Source organism: Bifidobacterium sp. LH_424 (assembly GCF_056356895.1).
The window spans coordinates 449,314-468,339 of sequence record NZ_JBKEVC010000001.1 but is presented as its reverse complement, the minus strand read 5'-3'; the positions used below and the strand labels follow the sequence as shown (position 1 = coordinate 468,339).

The window sequence follows — 19,026 nt, the reverse complement described above, 5'->3', positions numbered from 1 at the left end:
TGGTATCCATGCGTCCACTGTGCCCGTCCACGCGGTTCCGCGGCCGTCCCGCCGGGAATTGTGGAAAGAGCCCCCACCGCCGGGCGTGTTGTGGACGGCGTGTGGATGGCGGACGGGTTATCCACCATTCGGCAGGAGCCTTGACAAAAAAGGCCGTCTAAGTCCGCCCTTATGGAACAATGGTGTGATATGAGTCCGAAGCAGTTGGAAGAAATGTACGATGCGGTGATCGTCGGCGCGGGCGCGGCCGGCCTGTCCGCCGCGTTGGGAGCGCTCCGCTCCCCCGAGATCGCGCGGATGAGGGAGGACGGCGTCGACCCGAAGATCCTGGTGATCTCGAAGCTTCAGCCGTTGCGCTCGCACACCGGATCCGCCGAAGGCGGCATCGCCGCCTCGCTCGGCAACATCGAGGCCGACGACTGGCATTGGCACTACTACGACACCATCAAGGGCGGCGACTGGCTGGTCGACCAGGACGCGGCGCGTCTGCTCGCCGAATACGCGCCCGAGACGGTCATCAACCTGGAACGCGGCGGCGTCGCCTTCTCCCGCACCGAAGACGGCCACATCGCGCAGCGCCGCTTCGGCGGGCACACGCGCGAATTCGGCGGCGCCCCGGTCAAGCGCGCCGCCTACGCGGCCGACCGCATCGGCCACCAGATCCTGCACGCCCTGTGGCAGCAGTGCGTGGCCGCCGGCGTCACGTTCGCCGAGGAATGGTACGTGACCGACCTCGTGCTGGCCGATGACGGCGCGAAGGCGGCCGGCGTCGTCGCCCTCGACACGCATACAGGCAAGATCCACGCGGTCAAGGCGCACAACGTGCTGTTCGCGACCGGCGGCGCGGGACGCCTGTTCCACACCACGTCGAACTCATGGGACCTGACCGGCGACGGCATGGCGCTGGCGCTCGCCGCCGGCCTGCAGCTGGAGGACGTCGAGTTCGTGCAGTTCCACCCGACCGGCCTCGCGCATACGGGCATCCTCCTGTCCGAGGCGGCGCGCGCCGAAGGCGGCGTGCTTCGCAACGCGGACGGCGAGGCGTTCATGGAACGCTATGCGCCCGGCCACGCCGATCTGGCCGCGCGCGACGTGGTCTCCCGCTCCATCATGGCGGAGATCGACGCGGGCCGCGGCGTCGCCGACCCGAAGGATCCGGACGGTCCGAAGGACTGCGTCTGGCTGGACATGACGGGCATCGACCCGGAGCATATGCGCGCCGTGCTGCCGCAGGTGGTCGAGACCATCGAGAAGTACGCGGACATCGACCCGTCGAAGTCGTTCGTGCCGATCAAGCCTACCGCCCACTACACGATGGGCGGCATCCCGATCACCGTGGACGGCGAAGTGTATCGCTGGAACGCGGGCGACGCCGACGGCACGGCCGGCACGGCCGGCGCGCGCGCCGTGGTCGACGGCCTGTTCGCGGCCGGCGAATGCTCGTGCGTGTCCGTGCACGGCGCGAACCGTCTCGGCGGCAACTCGCTGCTCGACGCCTGCCTGTTCGGCACGCGCGCCGGCCGCACGCTGGCGGCGCGCATCGCCGAACATCCGGTCGACGATCCGATGGCCGCGGACGACCCGGACGTGCAGGAGACGGACGACGCGATCGCCGCCGCCGTGGACGCCGCCTCGGCCGCGCGCGAAGGCGAGCTGAAGGACCTGCTCACGCCGCGCACGGACGAAGCCGGCACCGGAGACGGCACGGACGCCGCGGGCGACGCCGACGACAACCCGTACCGGCTCATGGCCGACCTCGGCCAGGCGATGGAACGCGCCGCCGCCGTGCGCTGCGACGCCGCGGGTCTCGAAGCCGCGCTGCGCACAATCGACGGCGAGCTCGCCCCGCGCGCCGGGGCGCTCGCCGCGCACGACAAGACGGCCGCGTTCAACCAGGAAGTCACCGCCATCTGGGAGGTGCGTCATCTCATCGGACTGGCGCGCGTCGTGCTCGCCGCATCCGACGCCCGCCACGAGTCGCGTGGCTCGCTCAAGCGCAATGATTTCCCCGAACGCGACGACGAACGCTTCCTCGCCCACTCGATGACCGACGTCTCGGGCCGTGTCTCATGGCAGCCGGTGCACATCGTCGACGTGCCGCCGAAGAAACGTGAATACTGAGTCACGGCCTGTCCGGCCACGGCTTATGTCACAATGGAGAGTTGTTTTGAGACCGATTGAGGAGGCGCGCGCATGACGAATTCGAACGTGACGACGGTGACGTTGAAGGTGAACCGTTTCACGCCGCGCCCCGAACGCGAACGCGACCGTGCGCGCGGCGGCAGCCCGTTCGCGCGCACGCGCAAGAGCTCGCCGTTCGGCGGCGGGTCGGCGGCCCCGGCACGGCGTCGCCCCCGCGGCCGCCAGTGGGTGCAGGAATACACGATCCCCGCCCGCCCCGAGGACACGGTGCTCGACTGCCTGCTGGCCATCAAACGCACCGTCGACCCGACGCTCGCCTTCCGCTACTCGTGCGGCCACGGCATGTGCGGTTCGGACGCGGTGGCGATCAACGGCACGCCGAACCTGCTGTGCACGGCCACGCTCAAGGATTGGGTGAGGCCGGCGAACGGCCTGCCCGTGACGGACGACGACGGATTCCGCCGCACCGGCGACGACGCGATGGATACGGCCGTGGCGGACGGAACGGCTCTTCCCGAATCCGGCAACCTCGGCGTCATCGAACTCGGCCCGCTGCCCGGTTTCCCCGTCGAACGCGACCTCATCGCCGACATCGATCCGATGCTCGACCAGATCAGGAAGCTCAAGCCGTATCTCGAGGCGGACGGCGTGCTCGCCACCACGCATGAGGGCAAGGTGGACGTGTTCGAATACCTGCAGCACCCGGACGAGCTCGCGAAATACGAGCAGCTGAGCAACTGCATCGCCTGCGGCGTGTGCGAAGGCTCCTGCCCCGTGTTCGCCGGCGGCGACGCGTTCATCGGCCCGGCGGCGCTCATCTGGGCGAGCCGCTTCGTCAACGATTCGCGCGACACGATCACGATGGACCGTCTCGACGCAATCGACACGGCGGACGGCGTGGCCGCGTGCCAGTCGGTGCGCGCCTGCACGCGCCAATGCCCGCGCGGCATCGACGTCGGCGAGGAGATGTGGCAGATCGTCGCCAAGGTGCGCGAGCGCTGACCCCGAGCGGTACGGCCCCGTGGAAGGCGGCCGCCGGCCGGCCCGTCATGGTCCATGATGGTTCATGACGGCGATTCCACACGATGACTTCAGAGGACGATAAAGGACAGGTTCATGGATAGGACGCAGTACACGAATCTCGCGCAGGCGTGGGGGTTCGTGGAGGATCACGCGCTTTCCCGACAGACGCCGGCGATGGCCCAGATCCGGGCCGCCACCGAGAAGGCGGGCATGCCGCAGGGCTCGGCCGCCCAGTCGGAGGCCCTGTCCATGCTGGCCCATCTGACCGGCGCGAAATCCGTGATCGTGGTGGGCACCGGTTCGGTGATGGAGACGTTGGAGCTGGTGCGCGGCCTCGACGGCACGGGTCAGCTCACCGCCGTGGATTCCTCGGCGAAGGGAATCGGCGTGATCCGCAAGGCGTTCGACGTGGTGCAGGATTCCACGGCGACGAAGCTGCGCGCGGTGAACGCGCAGGCGGGCGTGTTCCTGCCGCGTCTCAACGCGGGCGACTACGACATGATCGTCGTGGCCGGCGACGCCGTCAACTACGCGGCGTCGTTCGAACAGGCGCCGCGACTGCTGCGCGCCCACGGCGTCATCGTGTTCACCGACATGCTCGCCTTCTACGACGGCATGAACTCGGGCGGCGTGCTCGACCCTGCCGATCGCAGCGAGAAGGCGACGGCGATGCGCGCCATGCTCGACACGGTCGAATCCGACGAACGCTTCCGCACCGTCCTCACCCCCACCGGCACCGGCCTGCTCATCGCCTCGAAGCTGTGACGCGGCACATCCCATGACAGACGGATACGATCATTGGCCCGTGGACTCGGCCGAACGGCTCGACGTCCGCTGGTACAGGATCCGCATGCATGGCAGGGACTGGCTGATGGATTATTCGGATCCGCGTGATCCGCGCCTGTATATGCCGGACCTGTTCCCCAATGCGGCCAACCGGCATCGCATCTGGGATTGGGAGAACCTGCCGGAGAGCATCCGGACGAGGCATGGCGAGCCGGTCGGATCGTCGCCCGCATCGATCGGTCTGTCGGCCGGTGTCGTCAGATGGCTGACGATATTGCTGCTCTTGTACCTATGGTCGGCACCGGCACGCTTCAACCTCGCGTATCTGACCGCGCTCCCGTGGATCGGCGAACACTGGTACATCGTCATCCCCGTGACCATATCGTGTTTCGTGGCCGGCATCCTGATCTTCTCGGCCTGCTGCCGAAGCGGCATCGACCCCGGCCGGCCCGCCGACATCGTCATGACGAGAATCGACGAATCGACCGGGGCGTCATCCGCGCGTCTCGCCTGTGGCCGGCTGATACGGCTTCTCGTCTTCCCCGCCGTGATGGTCCTCGTCGGCGTGTTCGGCGTTCTGGTGCATGGTCCGAACCTGTTGTCGTTCGTCCTGTTCCTCGTCCTGCCGTTGCTGACGCTCGTATCGGACCGTTTCATCGTGTTCTCGCCGCTCCTGCTCGGCTGGACGTATCGGATCGGAAGCGACCCGCGCGACGACGTCCGATTCCGCGGATAGCCGGTCGACGGCCTTATCCTCGGATTGCACCGGTGGCCACGCGCACGGCCTCGTCCGGATCGTCGGTGATCGTCACGAGCCGCGGATCGACGCCGGAGATCATGCCGTGCTCCTTGACGGGCCCCTCCAGCCAGTCGAACAGGCCCTGCCAGTAGGCCTTGCCGACCAGGACGACCGGCATGCCGTCCACCTTGTGCGTCTGCACGAGGGTCAGCACCTCGAACATCTCGTCGAGCGTGCCGAAGCCGCCCGGGCAGACGATGATGCCGGACGAGTACTTCACGAACATGAGCTTGCGCACGAAGAAGTAGCGGAAGCTCATGCCGAGGTTCACGTAGTCGTTGATGCCCTGCTCGTGCGGCAGTTCGATGCCGAGGCCCACGGATTTGCCGCCGGCCAGCGCGACGCCCTTGTTCGCCGCCTCCATGATGCCGGGGCCTCCCCCGGTGATCACGGCCACGCCGCCCTGCGCGAGCCGTTCGCCCATGTGGCGGGCCGCCTCGTAGGCGGGGTCGTCGGGACGCGTGCGAGCGGAGCCGAATATGGCGACCGCGGGCCCCAGTTCGGCCAGCGCGCCGAAGCCGTCGACGAATTCGGATTGGATGCGCAGCACGCGCCACGGGTCCATGTGCAGCCAGCCGGTGCCGTCGTCGGGCCTCAGCAGGTTGGCGGTGGTGTTGTCGTCGGGGATCATGTCCCCGCGCATGATGATCGGTCCGCGATGGTAGGTCTGTCCCAGGGGCGCGTCCGCGTCGTTGTCATTGCTCATACCGCACGATTCTAACGCGCCGGCCGCAAGGTCAGACGCGCGACGCAGCCTTGCGCGCATCGTGTTGTTCGTAGCGCTTCGACTGGTGGCTCAGCAGCACGCCTGAGATGGCGGCGGCTATGAGCGAGCCGACGAGCACGCCGAAACGCGCCTCGGCGGACAACTCCGGATTGTCGTAGGCGAGGGAGGCGATGAGGAACGCGACGGTGAAGCCGATGCCGCACGCGCAGGCGGCGGGGAACATGTCGCGCACGCGCAGCCCCTTCGCCATCTTCAGGCCGAACAGGTGGGTGGACAGCCATGCGGTGGTCATGATGCCGAGCGGCTTGCCGACGACGAGCGCGACGATCAGCGCGATGACGATCGGCGAGAGCATGAGCGCGGGCGTGAGCGATTCGAAGTGCACGCCGGTGGCGAACAGGGCGAACACGGGCAGGGCGAGCAGCGCGGAGAACGGTTGGAGCTTGCCTGCGTACCGGTCGGCGCGCGGCGTGGTCTCGCCGTGCACCTCGCGCGCGGGGGTGAGCAGGCCGACGAGCACGCCGGCGAGCGTCGGATGCACGCCCGCCTCGAACATCATCACCCAGGCGAGGACGCCGACGACGGCGACAAGCGGCCACGGCACGCGCCGCATGCGCACGAGCGCCGCCCAGACGGCCGCGCAGGCGGCGATGCCGATGAACCAGTACCACGCGTTGAGCGCGGAGAAGAACACGGCGATGAGGATGATGGCGAGCAGGTCGTCGACGGTGGCGAGCGTCATGAGGAACGCGCGGATCGCGCCGGGCAGCGCTTTGGCGAAGATGGCGAGCACGGCGAGCGAGAACGCGATGTCGGTGGCGGTGGGCACGGCCCAGCCGCGCGCCATCTCCGCGAACGGGATCTCGCTGCCCGTGGTGGTGAGCACGAGGGAACCCGCGGGGCCCGGCCCGTATTGCGCGAGCAGCGCGGTGACGGCGGTGAACAGGATGGGCGGCGTGACCATGCCGCCCACCGCGCACAGCATCGGCACGGCGGCGGCCTTCGGGTTGGCGAGCGAACCGGTGGTGAGCTCCTGTTTCAGGTCGAGGCCGACGGTGAGGAAGAAGATGGTGAGCAGCCCGTCCTGCGCCCAGTGGCCGATCGGCAGGTCGAGGTTGGTGCGCGGCACGGCGATATGCGTTTCGGCGATGATCTCGAACGCGTGGGCGGTGGCCGGCAGGTTCGCGAGGATGAGGCCGAGGAACGCGAAGGACAGCATGATGAGTCCGGAGAGGCGGTCGGATGCGGCGATGTGGCGGATGGTGCCCCACACTCCCCTGCGACCGACTCCCCTGCCGCGGGTGCTGCTGCCGTTCGTCATGCGTCCTCCCCGGATCATGGCCGTTCATGATTCGTCCGGCCGATATTGGAAAAGCCCCTGTCACATGCATGAGAGGGGCTTTATCGTGCGCCGGACAGGATTCGAACCTGCGACCTGCTGATCCGTAGTCAGCTGCTCTAATCCGCTGGGCTACCGGCGCATACCGCTTGGTTTACCTCGTGCGGTCCGAGGTGGTGCGCCGGACAGGATTCGAACCTGCGACCTGCTGATCCGTAGTCAGCTGCTCTAATCCGCTGGGCTACCGGCGCATACCGAATATTCGGTTATCAATGCCACGGAATCATCCGTGACGAGTGCGCGAGACAGGATTCGAACCTGCGACCTGCTGATCCGTAGTCAGCTGCTCTAATCCGCTGGGCTACTCGCGCATACCGCTTGGTTTACCTCGTGCGGTCCGAGGTGGTGCGCCGGACAGGATTCGAACCTGCGACCTGCTGATCCGTAGTCAGCTGCTCTAATCCGCTGGGCTACCGGCGCATGTTGTCTTGCTCAGGCAACTCGACATATATTACCCATCGTCCGCGGATTCGCAAGGTCGGCGTGTCGCGTCACGCCGCGCGCCGCCTCCGTCCTTGGGAGCGCGCCGTGACGGGGCGCAGCTCCTGCGTGTCCACGCTTTCGCTGGAACGCACCATCTTCGGCACGCCGGCACCGGTGACGGAAGCCTTGTCGACGATCACCTGCGTCACGTCGGGCATGCTCGGCAGCTGGAACATCGTGTCCTGCAGCGTGCGTTCGATGATGGACCTGAGCCCGCGCGCGCCGGTCCCCTGCCGTATCGCCGTAGCGGCGATGGCGCGCACCGCCTCGCGTGTGAACGCGAGGTCCACGCCGTCGGCGGCGAACAGCTTCATGTACTGCTTGACGAGCGCGTTGCCCGGTTTGGTGAGCACGGCGGCCAGATCGTCCTCATCGAGCTCGTCGAGCACGCTGACGACGGGGAGGCGCCCGATGAATTCGGGCAGCAGTCCGAACTCGGCGAGATCGTCGGCACCCACCTGCCTCAGCAGCTCCTCGTCCGGCACCTGATGGTCGTGCCATGCGGCGCCGAAGCCGCTTTCGCGCGCGCCGAGACGCGTCTTGATGATGTCGGCGAGGCCGACGAACGCGCCGCCGCAGATGAACAGGATGCCGCGCGTGTCGATCTGCACGGTCTCCATGTCGCGGTGTTTGCGCGTGCCTTCCGTGGGGACGGAGGCGACAGTGCCTTCGAGGATCTTCAGCAGCGCCTGCTGCACGCCCTCACCGGACACGTCGCGCGTGATGGACGTGTTCTCACCACTTTTGCGCGCGATCTTGTCGATCTCGTCGATGTAGACGATGCCGTGCTCCGCCTTGGACACATCGCCGTCCGCCGCCTGGATGAGCCGCTGCAGCACGGTCTCGACGTCGTCGCCCACGTAGCCGGCTTCGGTGAGCGTGGTCGCGTCGGTGATGACGAACGGCACGTTCATCACGTGGGCGAGCGTCTGCGCGAGATACGTCTTGCCGACGCCCGTGGGACCCAGCAGGAGGATGTTCGATTTGGCGACCTCGACGTCGGCGAGCGGGTCGCGGCGGCGACGGCCGCGCGTCCGCCCGTGCGCCTCGTCGAGTTCGCCGGCGCGTTCCGCCAGCTCCATGTTGACGCGCTTGTAGTGGTTGTACACGGCGACGGACAGGGCGCGCTTGGCGGCCTGCTGGCCGACCACGTACTTGTCGAGGTACGCGTTGATCTGCACGGGCTTGGGCAGCTGCAGCGCGTTGACCTCGGCGTCCTTGTGCCGCTCCTCGGAGATGATGCCAACGCACAGTTCGATGCACTCGTCGCAGATCGCGGCCCCCTGGCCGGTGACGAGCTTGCGCACCTGATGTTCGGTCTTGCCGCAGAACGTGCACTTCGGCACGCCGTCGTCGTAGCTCACCACACGCCCCATCGCATCTCCTTCACCCTCGTACGTCGCATAGGGGCCGCCCGGCCGAATAGACGGCAGGGCGGCCCCGGTTCGTCCGCCTCACTGGCGGTGTTCGAGCACCTCGTCGACGATGCCGTATTCCTTGGCCTCGCCGGCCGTGAGGAACGTGTCGACCTCGATGTCCTTGGCGATCTTCTCCTGGGACTGGCCGGTGTGCTTGGCGAGCGTCTTCTCCAGCCATTCGCGCATGCGCAGCATCTCACGCGCCTGGATCTCGATCTCCGTGGCCTTGCCGAAGCCCTGGTCGATGGCCGGCTGGTGGATGAGCACGCGCGCGTTCGGCAGCATGAGGCGCTTGCCCTTGGCACCGGCGGCGAGCAGGATCGCGGCGGCGGAGGCGGCCTGGCCGAGGCACACGGTCTGCACGTCCGGCTTGATGTACTGCATCGTGTCGTAGATGGCGGTCATGGCCGTCATCGAGCCACCGGGCGAGTTGATGTACATCATCACGTCGCGGTTCGGATCCTGCGATTCGAGCACGAGCAGCTGCGCCATGATGTCGTCGGCGGAGGTGTCGTCCACCTGGACGCCCATGAAGATGATGCGGTCCTCGAACAGGCGCGTGTACGGGTCCTGCCTCTTGAAGCCGTACGGGGTCTTCTCCTCGAACTGCGGCAGGATGTATCGGTTCTGCGGCGCGAACGCGGCTTCGCGGCGCGCGGCCGGCATGAAGCCGACGACGCCGGCGGGACCGGCCAGACGGTCGGCGCGTGCGGCGAACTTCGCTTCCTCGGATGCCATGCTGTTCACTCTCCCTTCGTCATCGAATCGTGCGTGGTGATGATCTTGTCCACGAAACCGTACTCCAGCGCCTCGGTGGCGGTGAACCAGTGGTCGTACTCGTTGTCGCGGTAGATCTCCTCGACCGTGTGGCCGGTCTGTTCGGCGGTCAGCTCGCTCATGGTCTTCTTCATGTCCATGATGAGCTCGGCGTTGATGCGCACGTCGGTGGTGGTGCCGCCGATGCCGCCGGACGGCTGGTGCATGAGCACGCGGGCGTGCGAGGTCAGGAAGCGCTTGCCCTTGGTGCCGGAGCTCAGCAGGAACTGGCCCATCGAGGCGCACATGCCGAGGCCGACGGTCGCCACGTCCGGCTCGATGAGCTGCATCGTGTCGTAGATGGCCATGCCGGCGGTGATGGAGCCGCCCGGCGAGTTGATGTACAGCCAGATGTCCTTCTTCGGATCCTCGGCGGCCAGCATGAGCATCTGCGCGCAGATGCGATTGGCCATGTCGTCCTTGACCTCTTCACCCATCCAGATGATGCGGTCCTTGAGGAGCCTGTTGAAGATCGGGTCGGCGAATCCGGCGGCCGGTGCGTCGTCGGCCATGACCGGGAGGGTTGCAAGAGTGTTGCTCACCTTATTCTCCATTTCGAATACTGTCATAAACAGTATTCAAGCCTACCGCCTTCAAGCGACGGCGCGGCGCATTTGCGCCCGCTTTCGGCTCGACGCGTACAGGTTCGCGGCGGCGTGCGCGGCCGGGCGGACGGTGGCGGGCAGGGACGGGCGGAGCGGCCCCGCTCACCGTTTCCACGCGTCGAGCATCCGCTTCGACGTGAGCGCGGAGGCGGCGACGGCCAATCCGACCGGCACGAAGAGCGCGATGGGCGCCTCGGCGAGCTCCATGACGAGGCACATGGCCATGAGCGGCGCCTGCTGGGAGGCGGAGAGCAACGCGGCGGCCCCGATGAGCGCGCACACGCCGACCGGGTCGCCGGGGAACGCGAACGACCAGAGGAGTCCGAGCGTCGCGCCCAACGTGGCGCCGAGCGCGATGCCGGGCTGGAGCACGCCGCCGGACGCGCCGGACCGGATCGTGGTGAGCGTCGTCACGGCCTTCGCGAGGAACGTGGCAGCCAGCAGGCCGATGAGCGGCCAGACCTGCGCCGAACCGGCCCCGGAGCCGGCGGCGAGACCGTCGAAGCCGAGCTGGGCGGCGGCGCGGCCGTTGCCCATCACCTGCGGCGCGAACACGGCGACGAGACCGGTGGCGAGGCCCGCGAGCGGCATCTGCCACAGCAGCGCCCTGCCGTTCGGCTGGTGCGCGGTCGCCCACGAGGAACCCCGCCGGAACAGCGCGCCCGCCGCGCCGCAGGCCACGCCGCACAGGAGCGCGAACAGCATGAGGCTCGGCGTGTAGTCGGCGGTCATGCCCGCCACGGCGTAGAACGTGTGGCGGCCCTTGACGAGCGAGGCGACGTAGGCGGCCGTCGCGGACATGCCCAACGCGAATCCGACCTTCTCGATCGTCACATCGGCGAGCAGGATCTCGACGGCGAAGAACATGCCGGCGAGCGGCGCGTCGTAGACGCCGCCGAGACCGGCTCCGGCGGCCACGGCGACGATCATGCGCCGGTCGGCGAGCCCCGCCTCGCCGCTTCCCTCCCCGCCGATGCGGAACAGGTCACAGAAGCGTTGGGCGAGCATCGCGCCGAGTTCGCGCGGCGCCACCTCGCGGCCGATGGACGCGCCGGATCCGACGATGAAGATCTGGAGCACGACGTGCACGACGGTCTGCCACCAGGGCATCCGCTCCCCCGCGACCGCCTTCTTGACGGACGGCACCTTCGTGGTCTTCGTACGCAGCAGCCACCAGGCCAGCGCGGCGACGGACAGGCCCACGGTCACGGACACGGCGCGGCGCACGGCCGGCACGTGGAACGGGCCGGGCATGGCACCGCTCTCCACGTAGCCGAGCATCACGTGCTCGACGCCGTACAGCAGCAGCGTGAGCAGTCCGGCCCCCGCGCCGATCAACGCGCCCAGAACGAGCGTCGCGGCGACGAGCCATACCATGCGATCCATGCGGATCCGTTCGTGCATCGTCATCCTCTCTCCCTCACCCGGCCGCGCCGGGATCCCTCGTCGGAAGGAGCCGATCGTCGGCATGACGACCGGCATAACGAAATGGAGGCTTGGAACCCGGATGGTTCCAAGCCTCCATACGTCATATCACGCTAACGCGCGGCTATGCTCACTCGCCGTCCTTGGAGGACAGCTCGTCGGCGACCGCGGCGGCGGCGGAAGCGGCCTCGACGGACTCGGCCTCCTCCTCTTCGGCGGCGTCACCGAGGAACGCGGAGAGGTCGACCTCTTCGCCGTTCGCGGTGAACTTGACGGCGCGCATGCCGGCGAGCAGGCCCTTGGAGCGGCCGACTTCCTGCACGGCGGAGCCGAGCTGGCCGTTCTTGATGATCGCCTGGATGAAGGCGTTCGGGTCCATGCCGTACTGCTGGGCGATGGAGGCGAGGAAGTTGAACACGTCGGCCTGGGAGACCTCGACGTTCATCTTCTCGGCGAGGGTGTCGAGCAGGATCTGGTCCTTGATCTCCTTCTCGGCGCCTTCCTCGGCCTGCTTCTTCTGCTCGTCGGTGGCCTTCTCCGGATCCGGGGTGAGGCCCTTGAGGTGCTCCTCGACCGCGGCGGCCTTGACGCCCTTCGGCACCGGGATCTCGAGGCCTTCGGCCAGCTTCGCGAGGAACGCGTCGCGGGCCTCGGTGGCCTGACGGCCCTTGGCGTCCTCGCCGGCGGCCTTGCGGATGTCGGCCTTGAGCTCCTCGAGCGTGTCGAACTCGGAGGCCTCCTGGGCGAAGTCGTCGTCCAGCTCCGGCAGCTCCTCGGCCTTCACGGAGTTGACCTTGACCTTGACGGTGGCCTTCTCGCCCTCGTGCTCGCCGGCTTCCAGCGTGCCCTCGAAGGTGGTCTCCTCGCCGGCGGACAGGCCGTCGAGCGCCTCGTCGAGGCCGTCGAGCATGGTGTTGGAGCCGAGCTCGTAGCTCACGCCCTCCTGGGAGTCGACGGTCTCGCCGTCGATCTCGGCGGACAGGTCGATGTTGGCGAAGTCGCCCTTGGCGGCCGGGCGATCCACGCCGACCAGGGTGCCGAAGCGCTGGCGCAGGGCCTCGAGGCGCTTGTCGACGTCCTCATCCTTGACCTCCGGGGCGGCGATGGCGATCTCCATGCCGTCGATCTGAGGCAGCTCGATCTCCGGGCGGCGCTCGACGGTGGCGGTGAACTTGAGCTTGGTCTCGTCCTTGGCGGACTGCGGGACCTCGACGACGTCGAACTCCGGCTGGGCCATCGGGTGGATCTTCTTCTCCTCGAGGGCCTTGGAGTAGAGCTCCGGCACGCCATCGTTGACGGCCTCACCGGCGACGGCGCCGAAGCCGAAACGCTGGTCGATGATCTTGCCCGGAACGTGGCCCTTGCGGAAGCCCGGCACGTTCACCTGCTTGGCGATGTCCTTGCGAGCGGCATCGAGGTACGGGTCGAACTCCTCCGGTTCGACGGTGATGGTGAGCTTCACCTTGGTGGGTTCGAGGTTACGAACGCTGATCTTCACGCTAAACGCTCCTGAAAAGTTGTTTTTCCTATATCTGCCCGAAGGCAACCGTCACATTATAACGCGCGACACGGACGCTGCGACGAGTTTCACCTGCCAGTCGCGCGCGCCCTGCGCCGCGAGGAAGGCCGCCACGTCACGCGACGCCGGGTCGTCGGTCCAGCACAGGTTGCGGATGATCTGCGGGCGGATGATCACGTCGGCGGGCGTGCGCGTGTCCTCCGCGATCTGGTTGACGACCTTCCGCACGCGCTTGAGCCGGGCGAGACGTTCCGGACGGCGCTCCCACATGCGCATGCCGCGCGGCGCGTTCGTCTCCTCGCCGTCGTCCCTGCCGCCGCGGGCGTCGCCGTGGCCCGACGGCATGACCGGAAGCTCGTCGTCGGGCAGGTCGAGCGCCTCCTGGATGGCGGCCTTCCATACGGAGGGCTTCACGGCGCGCTGGATCGGCGCGTACCGCTCGAACATCTTGTCCTGTTCGCCTCCCGTGTGCATGCGCACGCGCTCGTTGAGGCAGCGCACGGCACGGAACTCGCGCGCGTTGTGCGGTTTGCGCTTCGCCGCCTCGATGATCGACGAGTCGGCGAGCAGCAGCGTCGGCGCGATGTCGTGGAGCCGGGCGAGCTCGTCCCGCTTCGTCCACAGGGCGCGCGCGACGGCGAGGGCGCGCGGGTCGCGGTTGATCTCGGTGATGTGGGAGATGCGCAGCCACGGCACGGGATGCTCGTGGCGGGGCCTGCCGGACGTGCCTTCGGCGAGGATGTGCGCGAACTCCTCCTCGGCCCACTCCTCCTTGCCGGCGCGTTTCAGGTCGGCGCGCATGAGCGACTCGAGCTCGGTGAGGAGCTCGACGTCGAGGGCCGCGTAGTTGCGCCAGTCGTACGGCAGCGGACGGTACGACCAGTCGGCGGCGGAATGCTCCTTGGCGAGCGTGATGCCGAGATACTGCTCGGTGACGGAGGCGAGGCCGAAGCGGTGCAGTCCGAGGAGCCTCGCCGCGACCTCCGTGTCGAAGAGCCCGCGGGGCGTCAGCCCGATGTCGGCGAATCCCGGCAGGTCCATCATCGCGTCGTGGATGATCCACACGGCGTCGCCGACCGCGTCGTTGAACCGGTTCCAGTCGACGCCGGCGCGGGTGAGCGCGACCGGGTCGAGCAGGACGATGCCCGCCCCCTCGCGTTTGAACTGGATGAGCCAGTCCTCGTGCCCGTAGCGGAATCCGGACGCGCGCTCCGCGTCGGCGGCGAGAGGTCCGGACGCCCCGGCCAACGCCTCGCAGGCACGTCGGTAGCCTTCCGGCGTGTCGGTCAGTGGGGGCACGCCCCCACGCGGCTTGGATTGCAGTCTTGGTTCCGCTTTCGGTTCAGTCAACGTCCGTTTCCCCGTCGAAGAGAATGGTGGATTTGAGGAAGCGGGCCCATACGGACACGCTCGCTCCGGCATCATACGGCATGCCGTCGAACGTCGTGGGGGTGAAGGAGACGCGGATCTCGCATCCGGAGGAATCGTCGCGTCCGAGCGAGCCGAACGCGGTGTTGCGCGTGACGGTGACGGTGCCGCCCACGCTGTCCGGATCGACGCCGTCGAGATGGTCGCACATGAGGTCCCAGTAGAGGTCGGGGGCGAGCGCGTCGTCCTCGTCGTTGTCGAGCGGGAGCCGCGCGAACGCGACGCAACGCCAGCGTGATCCCCAGTCGTCGCGCGGCGTCGCGCTGTAGAGGATCATGATCCATCCGGTGGCGACGCCTCCCGGCGTGATGCCGTCGAAGGGGAAGCCCGCGTCGTCGTCGCGCGTGCCCGCCTCGAGTTCGACGCCGATGCCGTAGTCGGCGAGCGTCGAGGGGACGGGGATCTCGCGATAGCGTACGTCCCCGATGCGTCGCATGCCGCGGACCGATTCGACCGCATGCCATACGTCGTCGGGCACGCCGGCCGGCCGGCCCGGCAGTCCCGGACCGGCGTCACGCCCGGTGCGCGATTTCACGCCCGTGGGAAATGCGTAGATGTCGGCCATATCTCCAGCGTAGGTGCCCCCGCGCGCTTTCGGGGCATCGGCACGCGGGGATTTGGGGCGAATCTAGTACACGGTGAAGCCGTGCGCCTCGAACTGCTTGACGACGCGCTCGCGCAGCGCGGCGCTCGGGCCCTTCTGGTTCTCCAGCGGGTACGGGATGCGCAGCTCGTGCCACTTCGGGCGTCCGAGCTGGTGGAAGCCGAGCACGTCGATGTGCTCCACGGCCCCGTCGAAGCTCTCGCAGATGCGCGCCACGTTCTCGACGTTCTCCTCGGAGTCGGTGAGTCCGGGCACGAGCACGAAGCGCACCCAGATCTTCTTGCCGGCCTTGGCGAGACGCTGGCCGAAGTCGATGGTGGGCTGGAGCACGCCGCCGGTCACCTTGTGGTAGGTCTCCTCGTCGCCGGATTTGACGTCGAGCAGGCACAGGTCGATGTCCTCGAGCATCGCGTCGGTGTAGCTCGTGTTGAGGAAGCCGGACGTGTCGAGGCAGGTGTGCACGCCCATCTCCTTGGCGGCGTGGAACACGCGGGAGACGAAGGCGGGCTGCATCATCGACTCGCCGCCGGAGAACGTGATGCCCCCGTGCGTGGCCTTGAACAGGTCCTTGTAGCGGTCGACCTTCTTGATCATCGCCTCGAGCGTGACGGGCTTGCCGTCGCGCATCTTCCAGGTGTCCGGGTTCTGGCAGTACTGGCAGCGCAGCGGGCAGCCGGACATGAACACGGTCATGCGCGTGCCCGGGCCGTCGACGGACGTGTTGATGTCCCACGAGTGGACGAAGCCGATGTCGCCGGACCTGAGCGCGGCGATGCGGTCGCGGCGGTCGAGGCCGATCGGCGATTCGAAGCCGGACAGGCCTCCCATGAGGGTCTGCTTGGCGTAGGTCTTGGATTCGCGCAGCATATGGCGCGTGGTGGTGCGGAACTGGGTTTCGGGCATCGTCGTCCTCCTGTTCCGAGTGATGCACGGAATAATCGTAATCGTATTGGTTGTTGCAGTTGTCGCATAAGGAAGGGGTGGGACGAATCCCACCCCTTCATCGTTCTACCGCTTCACGCGGCCGCTGGTCTCCGACGGGAATCAGTCGGTGACGGCGCCCTGGTGGAAGGTACGGGAGATGACGTCGAGCTGCTGCTCCTTGGTGAGCTTGACGAAGTTCACCGCGTAGCCGGAGACGCGCACGGTCAGGTGCGGGTACTTCTCCGGGTGCTCGACGGCGTCCTCCATGGTCTCCTTGCGCAGGACGTTGATGTTCGCGTGGTAGAGGCCGTGGCCGTTGCCGGCGTCGAGGATGCCGACCAGGTTGCCGATGCGCTCCTCCTCGTCGCGACCGAGGCCATCGGGGGTGATGGTGTTGGTCAGCGAGATGCCGTCAAGCGCGTCGTTGTAGTCGATCTTGCCGACGGAGAACATGGACGGCAGCATGCCGTGGGAGTCCATGCCGTTCTCCGGGTTCGCGCCCGGGGCGTACGGGGTGCCCTTCTTGTGGCCGGACGGGAAGGAACCGGTGTTCTTGCCGTACTCGACGTTGGAGGTGATCGTCAGGATGGACTGGGTCGGGACGGCGCCGCGGTAGACCGGCAGGCGCTTGACCTGGCCCATGACCGTGGAGACGACCCACTTGGCGATGTCGTCGGCGCGGTCGTCGTCGTTGCCGTAGATCGGGAACTCGCCCTCGGTGCGGTAGCCGACGACCAGGTCGTCATCGGCGCCCTCGACGTACTCGTACTCGTGGCCTTCGAGGTTCTTGGCCTCGGCGTTGGTGATCGGGTACACCTTGGCGTACTTGATCGCGGCGAGGGAGTCGGCGGCGATGGACAGACCGGACATGCCGCAACCGAGGGTGCGGTACACCTCCTTGTCGTGCAGGGCCATCTCGATGGACTCGTACGCGTACTTATCGTGCATGTAGTGGATGATGTTCAGCGCCATCACGTAGGTCTCGGACAGCCATTCGAGGGCCTTCTCGTAGTTGTTCTTGACCTTCTCGTAGTCGAGGGTGCCGTCGGCCTCCGGGAGGATCGGGTCGATCACGCCCTTGTCGATGACCTGCATGCCGGTCATCTCGTCGCGGCCTCCGTTGATGGCGTACAGCAGGGCCTTGGCGGAGTTCACGCGGGCGGCGAAGAACTGCATCTGCTTGCCGACGCGCATCGGGGAGACGCAGCACGCGATGGCCGCGTCGTCGCCCCAGTGGCCGCGGATCTCACGGTCGGACTCGTACTGGATGGCCGAGGTGTCGATGGAGATCTTGGCGCAGAAGCGCTTGTAGCCTTCCGGCAGCTTCGGATCCCAGAAGATGGTGATGTTCGGCTCCGGGCCGGGTCCGAGGTGCTCGAGGGTCAGCGTGTTGAGCAGACGGAACGAGGTCTTGGTGACCAGCGGACGACCGTCGTCGCCGAAGCCGGCGTCGGACCAGGTCGCCCAGTACGGATCGCCGGAGAAGATGGCGTCGTAGTCCTTGGTGCGCAGGAAGCGCACGATGCGCAGCTTCATGACGATGTTGTCGATGAGCTCCTGGGCGTCGGTCTCGGTGATCTTGCCGGCCTGGAGGTCGCGCTCGATGTAGCAGTCGAGGAACGCGGAGTTGCGGCCGAAGGACATGGCGGCGCCGTCCTGGGACTTGATGGAGGCGAGGTAGCCCATGTAGGTCCACTGCACGGCCTCCTGCGCGGTCTGCGCCGGGCGGGTCAGGTCGAGGCCGTACTCGTTGCCGAGGTTGATGAGCTGCTTGAGGGCCTTGATCTGCTCGTCGTGCTCCTCGCGGAAGCGGATCCAGTGCTCGATCTCCGGCTCGGTGAAGTCGTTGCGGTACGGCACGGAGTCCTTGTCGCGCTTCTTGAAGGCGATCAGCTTGTTCACGCCGTACAGGGCGACGCGGCGGTAGTCGCCGATGATGCGGCCGCGGCCGTAGGCGTCCGGCAGACCGGTGAGGATCTTGTTGTGGCGGGCGACCTTGATCTGCTTGGTGTACACGCCGAAGACGCCGTCGTTGTGCGTCTTGCGGTACTTGGTGAAGATCTTCTTGATCTCCGGATCCGGCTCCTTGCCGGCCTCCTTGATGGCCTGCTCGACCATGCGCCAGCCGCCGTTCGGCATCATCGCGCGCTTGCAGGGGACGTCGGTCTGCAGGCCGACGATCACGTTGTCGACCTCCGGGGAGTCGATGTAGCCGGCCGGGAAGGCGTCGATGCCCGCCGGGGTGTGGGTGTCCACGTCGTAGACGCGCTGCTTGCGCTCGACGGCCAGGTAGTTGTCGTCGAGGTACTTCCACAGGTGCTTGGTCTTCTCGGTGGCGGGGGCGAGGAAGCTCTCGTCGCCGGTGTACGGGGTGTAGTTCTTCTGGATGAAGTCACGAACGTCGATGTCCTTCTGCCAGTTGCCGCCCTCAAAGCCGTCCCACGCCTTCGCGTCGAGCTCTTCCGCGGTCAGTGCAGCAGATTCAACAGCTGTCATTTCCACTCCTTGGTGTTGTATCTTCCGACGCACCTTCGTCGTCGTTGTCTCCCAGTGTAACCGCCAGAAAATGGGAAAAGGCGCAAAACGGGCGTGACATATCTCACATTGCGTTATCGTTCACACGCCCGTTCCGCGCCGGTTTCCATCGGTTGCCGCAATCGGCGGCGGCCAGGGGGCTCACGCCCCGGAGCCGTCGCCATGGCCGCTACGCCTTATGCGGCCGGTCCCAGTCGAGGTTCCACTGCCGGTCCTGCTCCTTCCAGAGGGTCTCGCGATCCTGGAAGATCTTCCACGCGTCGAGCGCGTCCTCGCGGGACTTGTACGGCCCCATGCGCTGCTCGATCGGGGATTTCGGCCCCTGTTCGGGTTCCCCGGTGACCATGTTGAAATACCATCGCGTGTCCTTCGCCATGATGATCTCCCTTCTGC

At 67.2% G+C, this 19,026-nt stretch carries 15 protein-coding genes, 4 tRNA genes and 1 pseudogene; 4 read left to right on the top strand and 16 right to left on the bottom strand.

The window, feature by feature from the left end; genetic code table 11:
* The first annotated feature begins 189 nt into the window (after window positions 1-189).
* From AC1AYP_RS01830 to AC1AYP_RS01815, 4 genes are all read left to right on the top strand, one after another.
* Complete coding sequence (locus AC1AYP_RS01830) at window positions 190-2,121, top strand: FAD-binding protein (protein ID WP_476546593.1); 1,932 nt, start codon at window positions 190-192, stop codon at window positions 2,119-2,121.
* 72 nt (window positions 2,122-2,193) lie between these two features.
* The gene (locus AC1AYP_RS01825; RefSeq protein ID WP_476546592.1) at window positions 2,194-3,144 is read left to right on the top strand and encodes a succinate dehydrogenase/fumarate reductase iron-sulfur subunit; all 951 of its coding nucleotides are present in this window, start codon (window positions 2,194-2,196) and stop codon (window positions 3,142-3,144) included.
* A 114-nt stretch (window positions 3,145-3,258) separates the two neighbouring features.
* A complete protein-coding gene (locus tag AC1AYP_RS01820) occupies window positions 3,259-3,930 on the top strand; it encodes an O-methyltransferase (RefSeq protein ID WP_476501827.1) in 672 nt (223 codons plus the stop codon).
* Between the two features lie 13 nt (window positions 3,931-3,943).
* Complete coding sequence (locus AC1AYP_RS01815; protein WP_476546591.1) at window positions 3,944-4,687, top strand: hypothetical protein; 744 nt, start codon at window positions 3,944-3,946, stop codon at window positions 4,685-4,687.
* A 13-nt stretch (window positions 4,688-4,700) separates the two neighbouring features.
* Here AC1AYP_RS01815 and AC1AYP_RS01810 read toward each other — a convergent pair whose 3' ends face one another.
* The 16 genes and pseudogenes from AC1AYP_RS01810 to AC1AYP_RS01735 all read right to left on the bottom strand — a co-directional run bounded on the left by AC1AYP_RS01810 (window position 4,701) and on the right by AC1AYP_RS01735 (window position 19,009).
* Window positions 4,701-5,456: an LOG family protein gene (locus tag AC1AYP_RS01810; protein WP_476546590.1), complete on the bottom strand. Its 756-nt coding sequence runs from the start codon at window positions 5,454-5,456 to the stop codon at window positions 4,701-4,703.
* A 49-nt stretch (window positions 5,457-5,505) separates the two neighbouring features.
* Window positions 5,506-6,798 (bottom strand): annotated as a pseudogene (locus AC1AYP_RS01805) (Na+/H+ antiporter NhaA); the annotation flags it as partial.
* Window positions 6,799-6,884: 86 nt separating this feature from the next.
* A tRNA-Arg gene (locus AC1AYP_RS01800) sits at window positions 6,885-6,958 on the bottom strand.
* Window positions 6,959-6,990: 32 nt separating this feature from the next.
* Window positions 6,991-7,067, bottom strand: a tRNA-Arg gene (locus tag AC1AYP_RS01795).
* Between the two features lie 46 nt (window positions 7,068-7,113).
* A tRNA-Arg gene (locus AC1AYP_RS01790) sits at window positions 7,114-7,187 on the bottom strand.
* A 32-nt stretch (window positions 7,188-7,219) separates the two neighbouring features.
* Window positions 7,220-7,296 (bottom strand) — tRNA-Arg (locus AC1AYP_RS01785).
* A gap of 71 nt (window positions 7,297-7,367) precedes the next feature.
* Complete coding sequence (clpX, locus tag AC1AYP_RS01780) at window positions 7,368-8,735, bottom strand: ATP-dependent Clp protease ATP-binding subunit ClpX (protein ID WP_476501830.1); 1,368 nt, start codon at window positions 8,733-8,735, stop codon at window positions 7,368-7,370.
* Window positions 8,736-8,813: 78 nt separating this feature from the next.
* The gene (locus AC1AYP_RS01775) at window positions 8,814-9,515 is read right to left on the bottom strand and encodes an ATP-dependent Clp protease proteolytic subunit (protein ID WP_476501831.1); all 702 of its coding nucleotides are present in this window, start codon (window positions 9,513-9,515) and stop codon (window positions 8,814-8,816) included.
* Window positions 9,516-9,520: 5 nt separating this feature from the next.
* A complete protein-coding gene (locus AC1AYP_RS01770) occupies window positions 9,521-10,135 on the bottom strand; it encodes an ATP-dependent Clp protease proteolytic subunit (RefSeq protein ID WP_101623121.1) in 615 nt (204 codons plus the stop codon).
* A 165-nt stretch (window positions 10,136-10,300) separates the two neighbouring features.
* The gene (locus AC1AYP_RS01765; protein ID WP_476502024.1) at window positions 10,301-11,602 is read right to left on the bottom strand and encodes a chloride channel protein; all 1,302 of its coding nucleotides are present in this window, start codon (window positions 11,600-11,602) and stop codon (window positions 10,301-10,303) included.
* Window positions 11,603-11,753: 151 nt separating this feature from the next.
* The gene (gene tig / locus AC1AYP_RS01760; protein WP_476501832.1) at window positions 11,754-13,121 is read right to left on the bottom strand and encodes a trigger factor; all 1,368 of its coding nucleotides are present in this window, start codon (window positions 13,119-13,121) and stop codon (window positions 11,754-11,756) included.
* Window positions 13,122-13,172: 51 nt separating this feature from the next.
* On the bottom strand, window positions 13,173-14,441 hold the full coding sequence (locus AC1AYP_RS01755) for an HRDC domain-containing protein (RefSeq protein ID WP_476546589.1): 1,269 nt from the start codon (window positions 14,439-14,441) through the stop codon (window positions 13,173-13,175).
* A gap of 43 nt (window positions 14,442-14,484) precedes the next feature.
* Window positions 14,485-15,135, bottom strand: coding sequence for a DUF3000 family protein (locus AC1AYP_RS01750; RefSeq protein WP_476501834.1), 651 nt, complete (start codon window positions 15,133-15,135; stop codon window positions 14,485-14,487).
* 63 nt (window positions 15,136-15,198) lie between these two features.
* On the bottom strand, window positions 15,199-16,077 hold the full coding sequence (gene pflA / locus AC1AYP_RS01745; RefSeq protein ID WP_476501835.1) for a pyruvate formate-lyase-activating protein: 879 nt from the start codon (window positions 16,075-16,077) through the stop codon (window positions 15,199-15,201).
* A 141-nt stretch (window positions 16,078-16,218) separates the two neighbouring features.
* Window positions 16,219-18,594 carry a formate C-acetyltransferase gene (gene pflB, locus AC1AYP_RS01740; protein WP_476501836.1) on the bottom strand — a complete coding sequence of 792 codons (2,376 nt, stop codon included), beginning with the start codon at window positions 18,592-18,594 and terminating at the stop codon, window positions 16,219-16,221.
* A 208-nt stretch (window positions 18,595-18,802) separates the two neighbouring features.
* Entirely contained in the window at window positions 18,803-19,009 is a 207-nt protein-coding gene (locus AC1AYP_RS01735) for a hypothetical protein (RefSeq protein WP_476501837.1), read from the bottom strand.
* Window positions 19,010-19,026 lie beyond the last annotated feature (17 nt).

Coding starts and splice junctions, on each gene's coding strand:
- AC1AYP_RS01830 (WP_476546593.1), top strand. CDS start 190: ATGAGTCCGAAGCAGTTGGAAGAAATGTACGATGCGGTGATCGTCGGC.
- AC1AYP_RS01825 (WP_476546592.1), top strand. CDS start 2,194: ATGACGAATTCGAACGTGACGACGGTGACGTTGAAGGTGAACCGTTTC.
- AC1AYP_RS01820 (WP_476501827.1), top strand. CDS start 3,259: ATGGATAGGACGCAGTACACGAATCTCGCGCAGGCGTGGGGGTTCGTG.
- AC1AYP_RS01815 (WP_476546591.1), top strand. CDS start 3,944: ATGACAGACGGATACGATCATTGGCCCGTGGACTCGGCCGAACGGCTC.
- AC1AYP_RS01810 (WP_476546590.1), bottom strand. CDS start 5,456: ATGAGCAATGACAACGACGCGGACGCGCCCCTGGGACAGACCTACCAT.
- clpX (WP_476501830.1), bottom strand. CDS start 8,735: ATGGGGCGTGTGGTGAGCTACGACGACGGCGTGCCGAAGTGCACGTTC.
- AC1AYP_RS01775 (WP_476501831.1), bottom strand. CDS start 9,515: ATGGCATCCGAGGAAGCGAAGTTCGCCGCACGCGCCGACCGTCTGGCC.
- AC1AYP_RS01765 (WP_476502024.1), bottom strand. CDS start 11,602: ATGCACGAACGGATCCGCATGGATCGCATGGTATGGCTCGTCGCCGCG.
- AC1AYP_RS01750 (WP_476501834.1), bottom strand. CDS start 15,135: ATGGCCGACATCTACGCATTTCCCACGGGCGTGAAATCGCGCACCGGG.
- pflA (WP_476501835.1), bottom strand. CDS start 16,077: ATGCCCGAAACCCAGTTCCGCACCACCACGCGCCATATGCTGCGCGAA.
- pflB (WP_476501836.1), bottom strand. CDS start 18,594: ATGACAGCTGTTGAATCTGCTGCACTGACCGCGGAAGAGCTCGACGCG.
- AC1AYP_RS01735 (WP_476501837.1), bottom strand. CDS start 19,009: ATGGCGAAGGACACGCGATGGTATTTCAACATGGTCACCGGGGAACCC.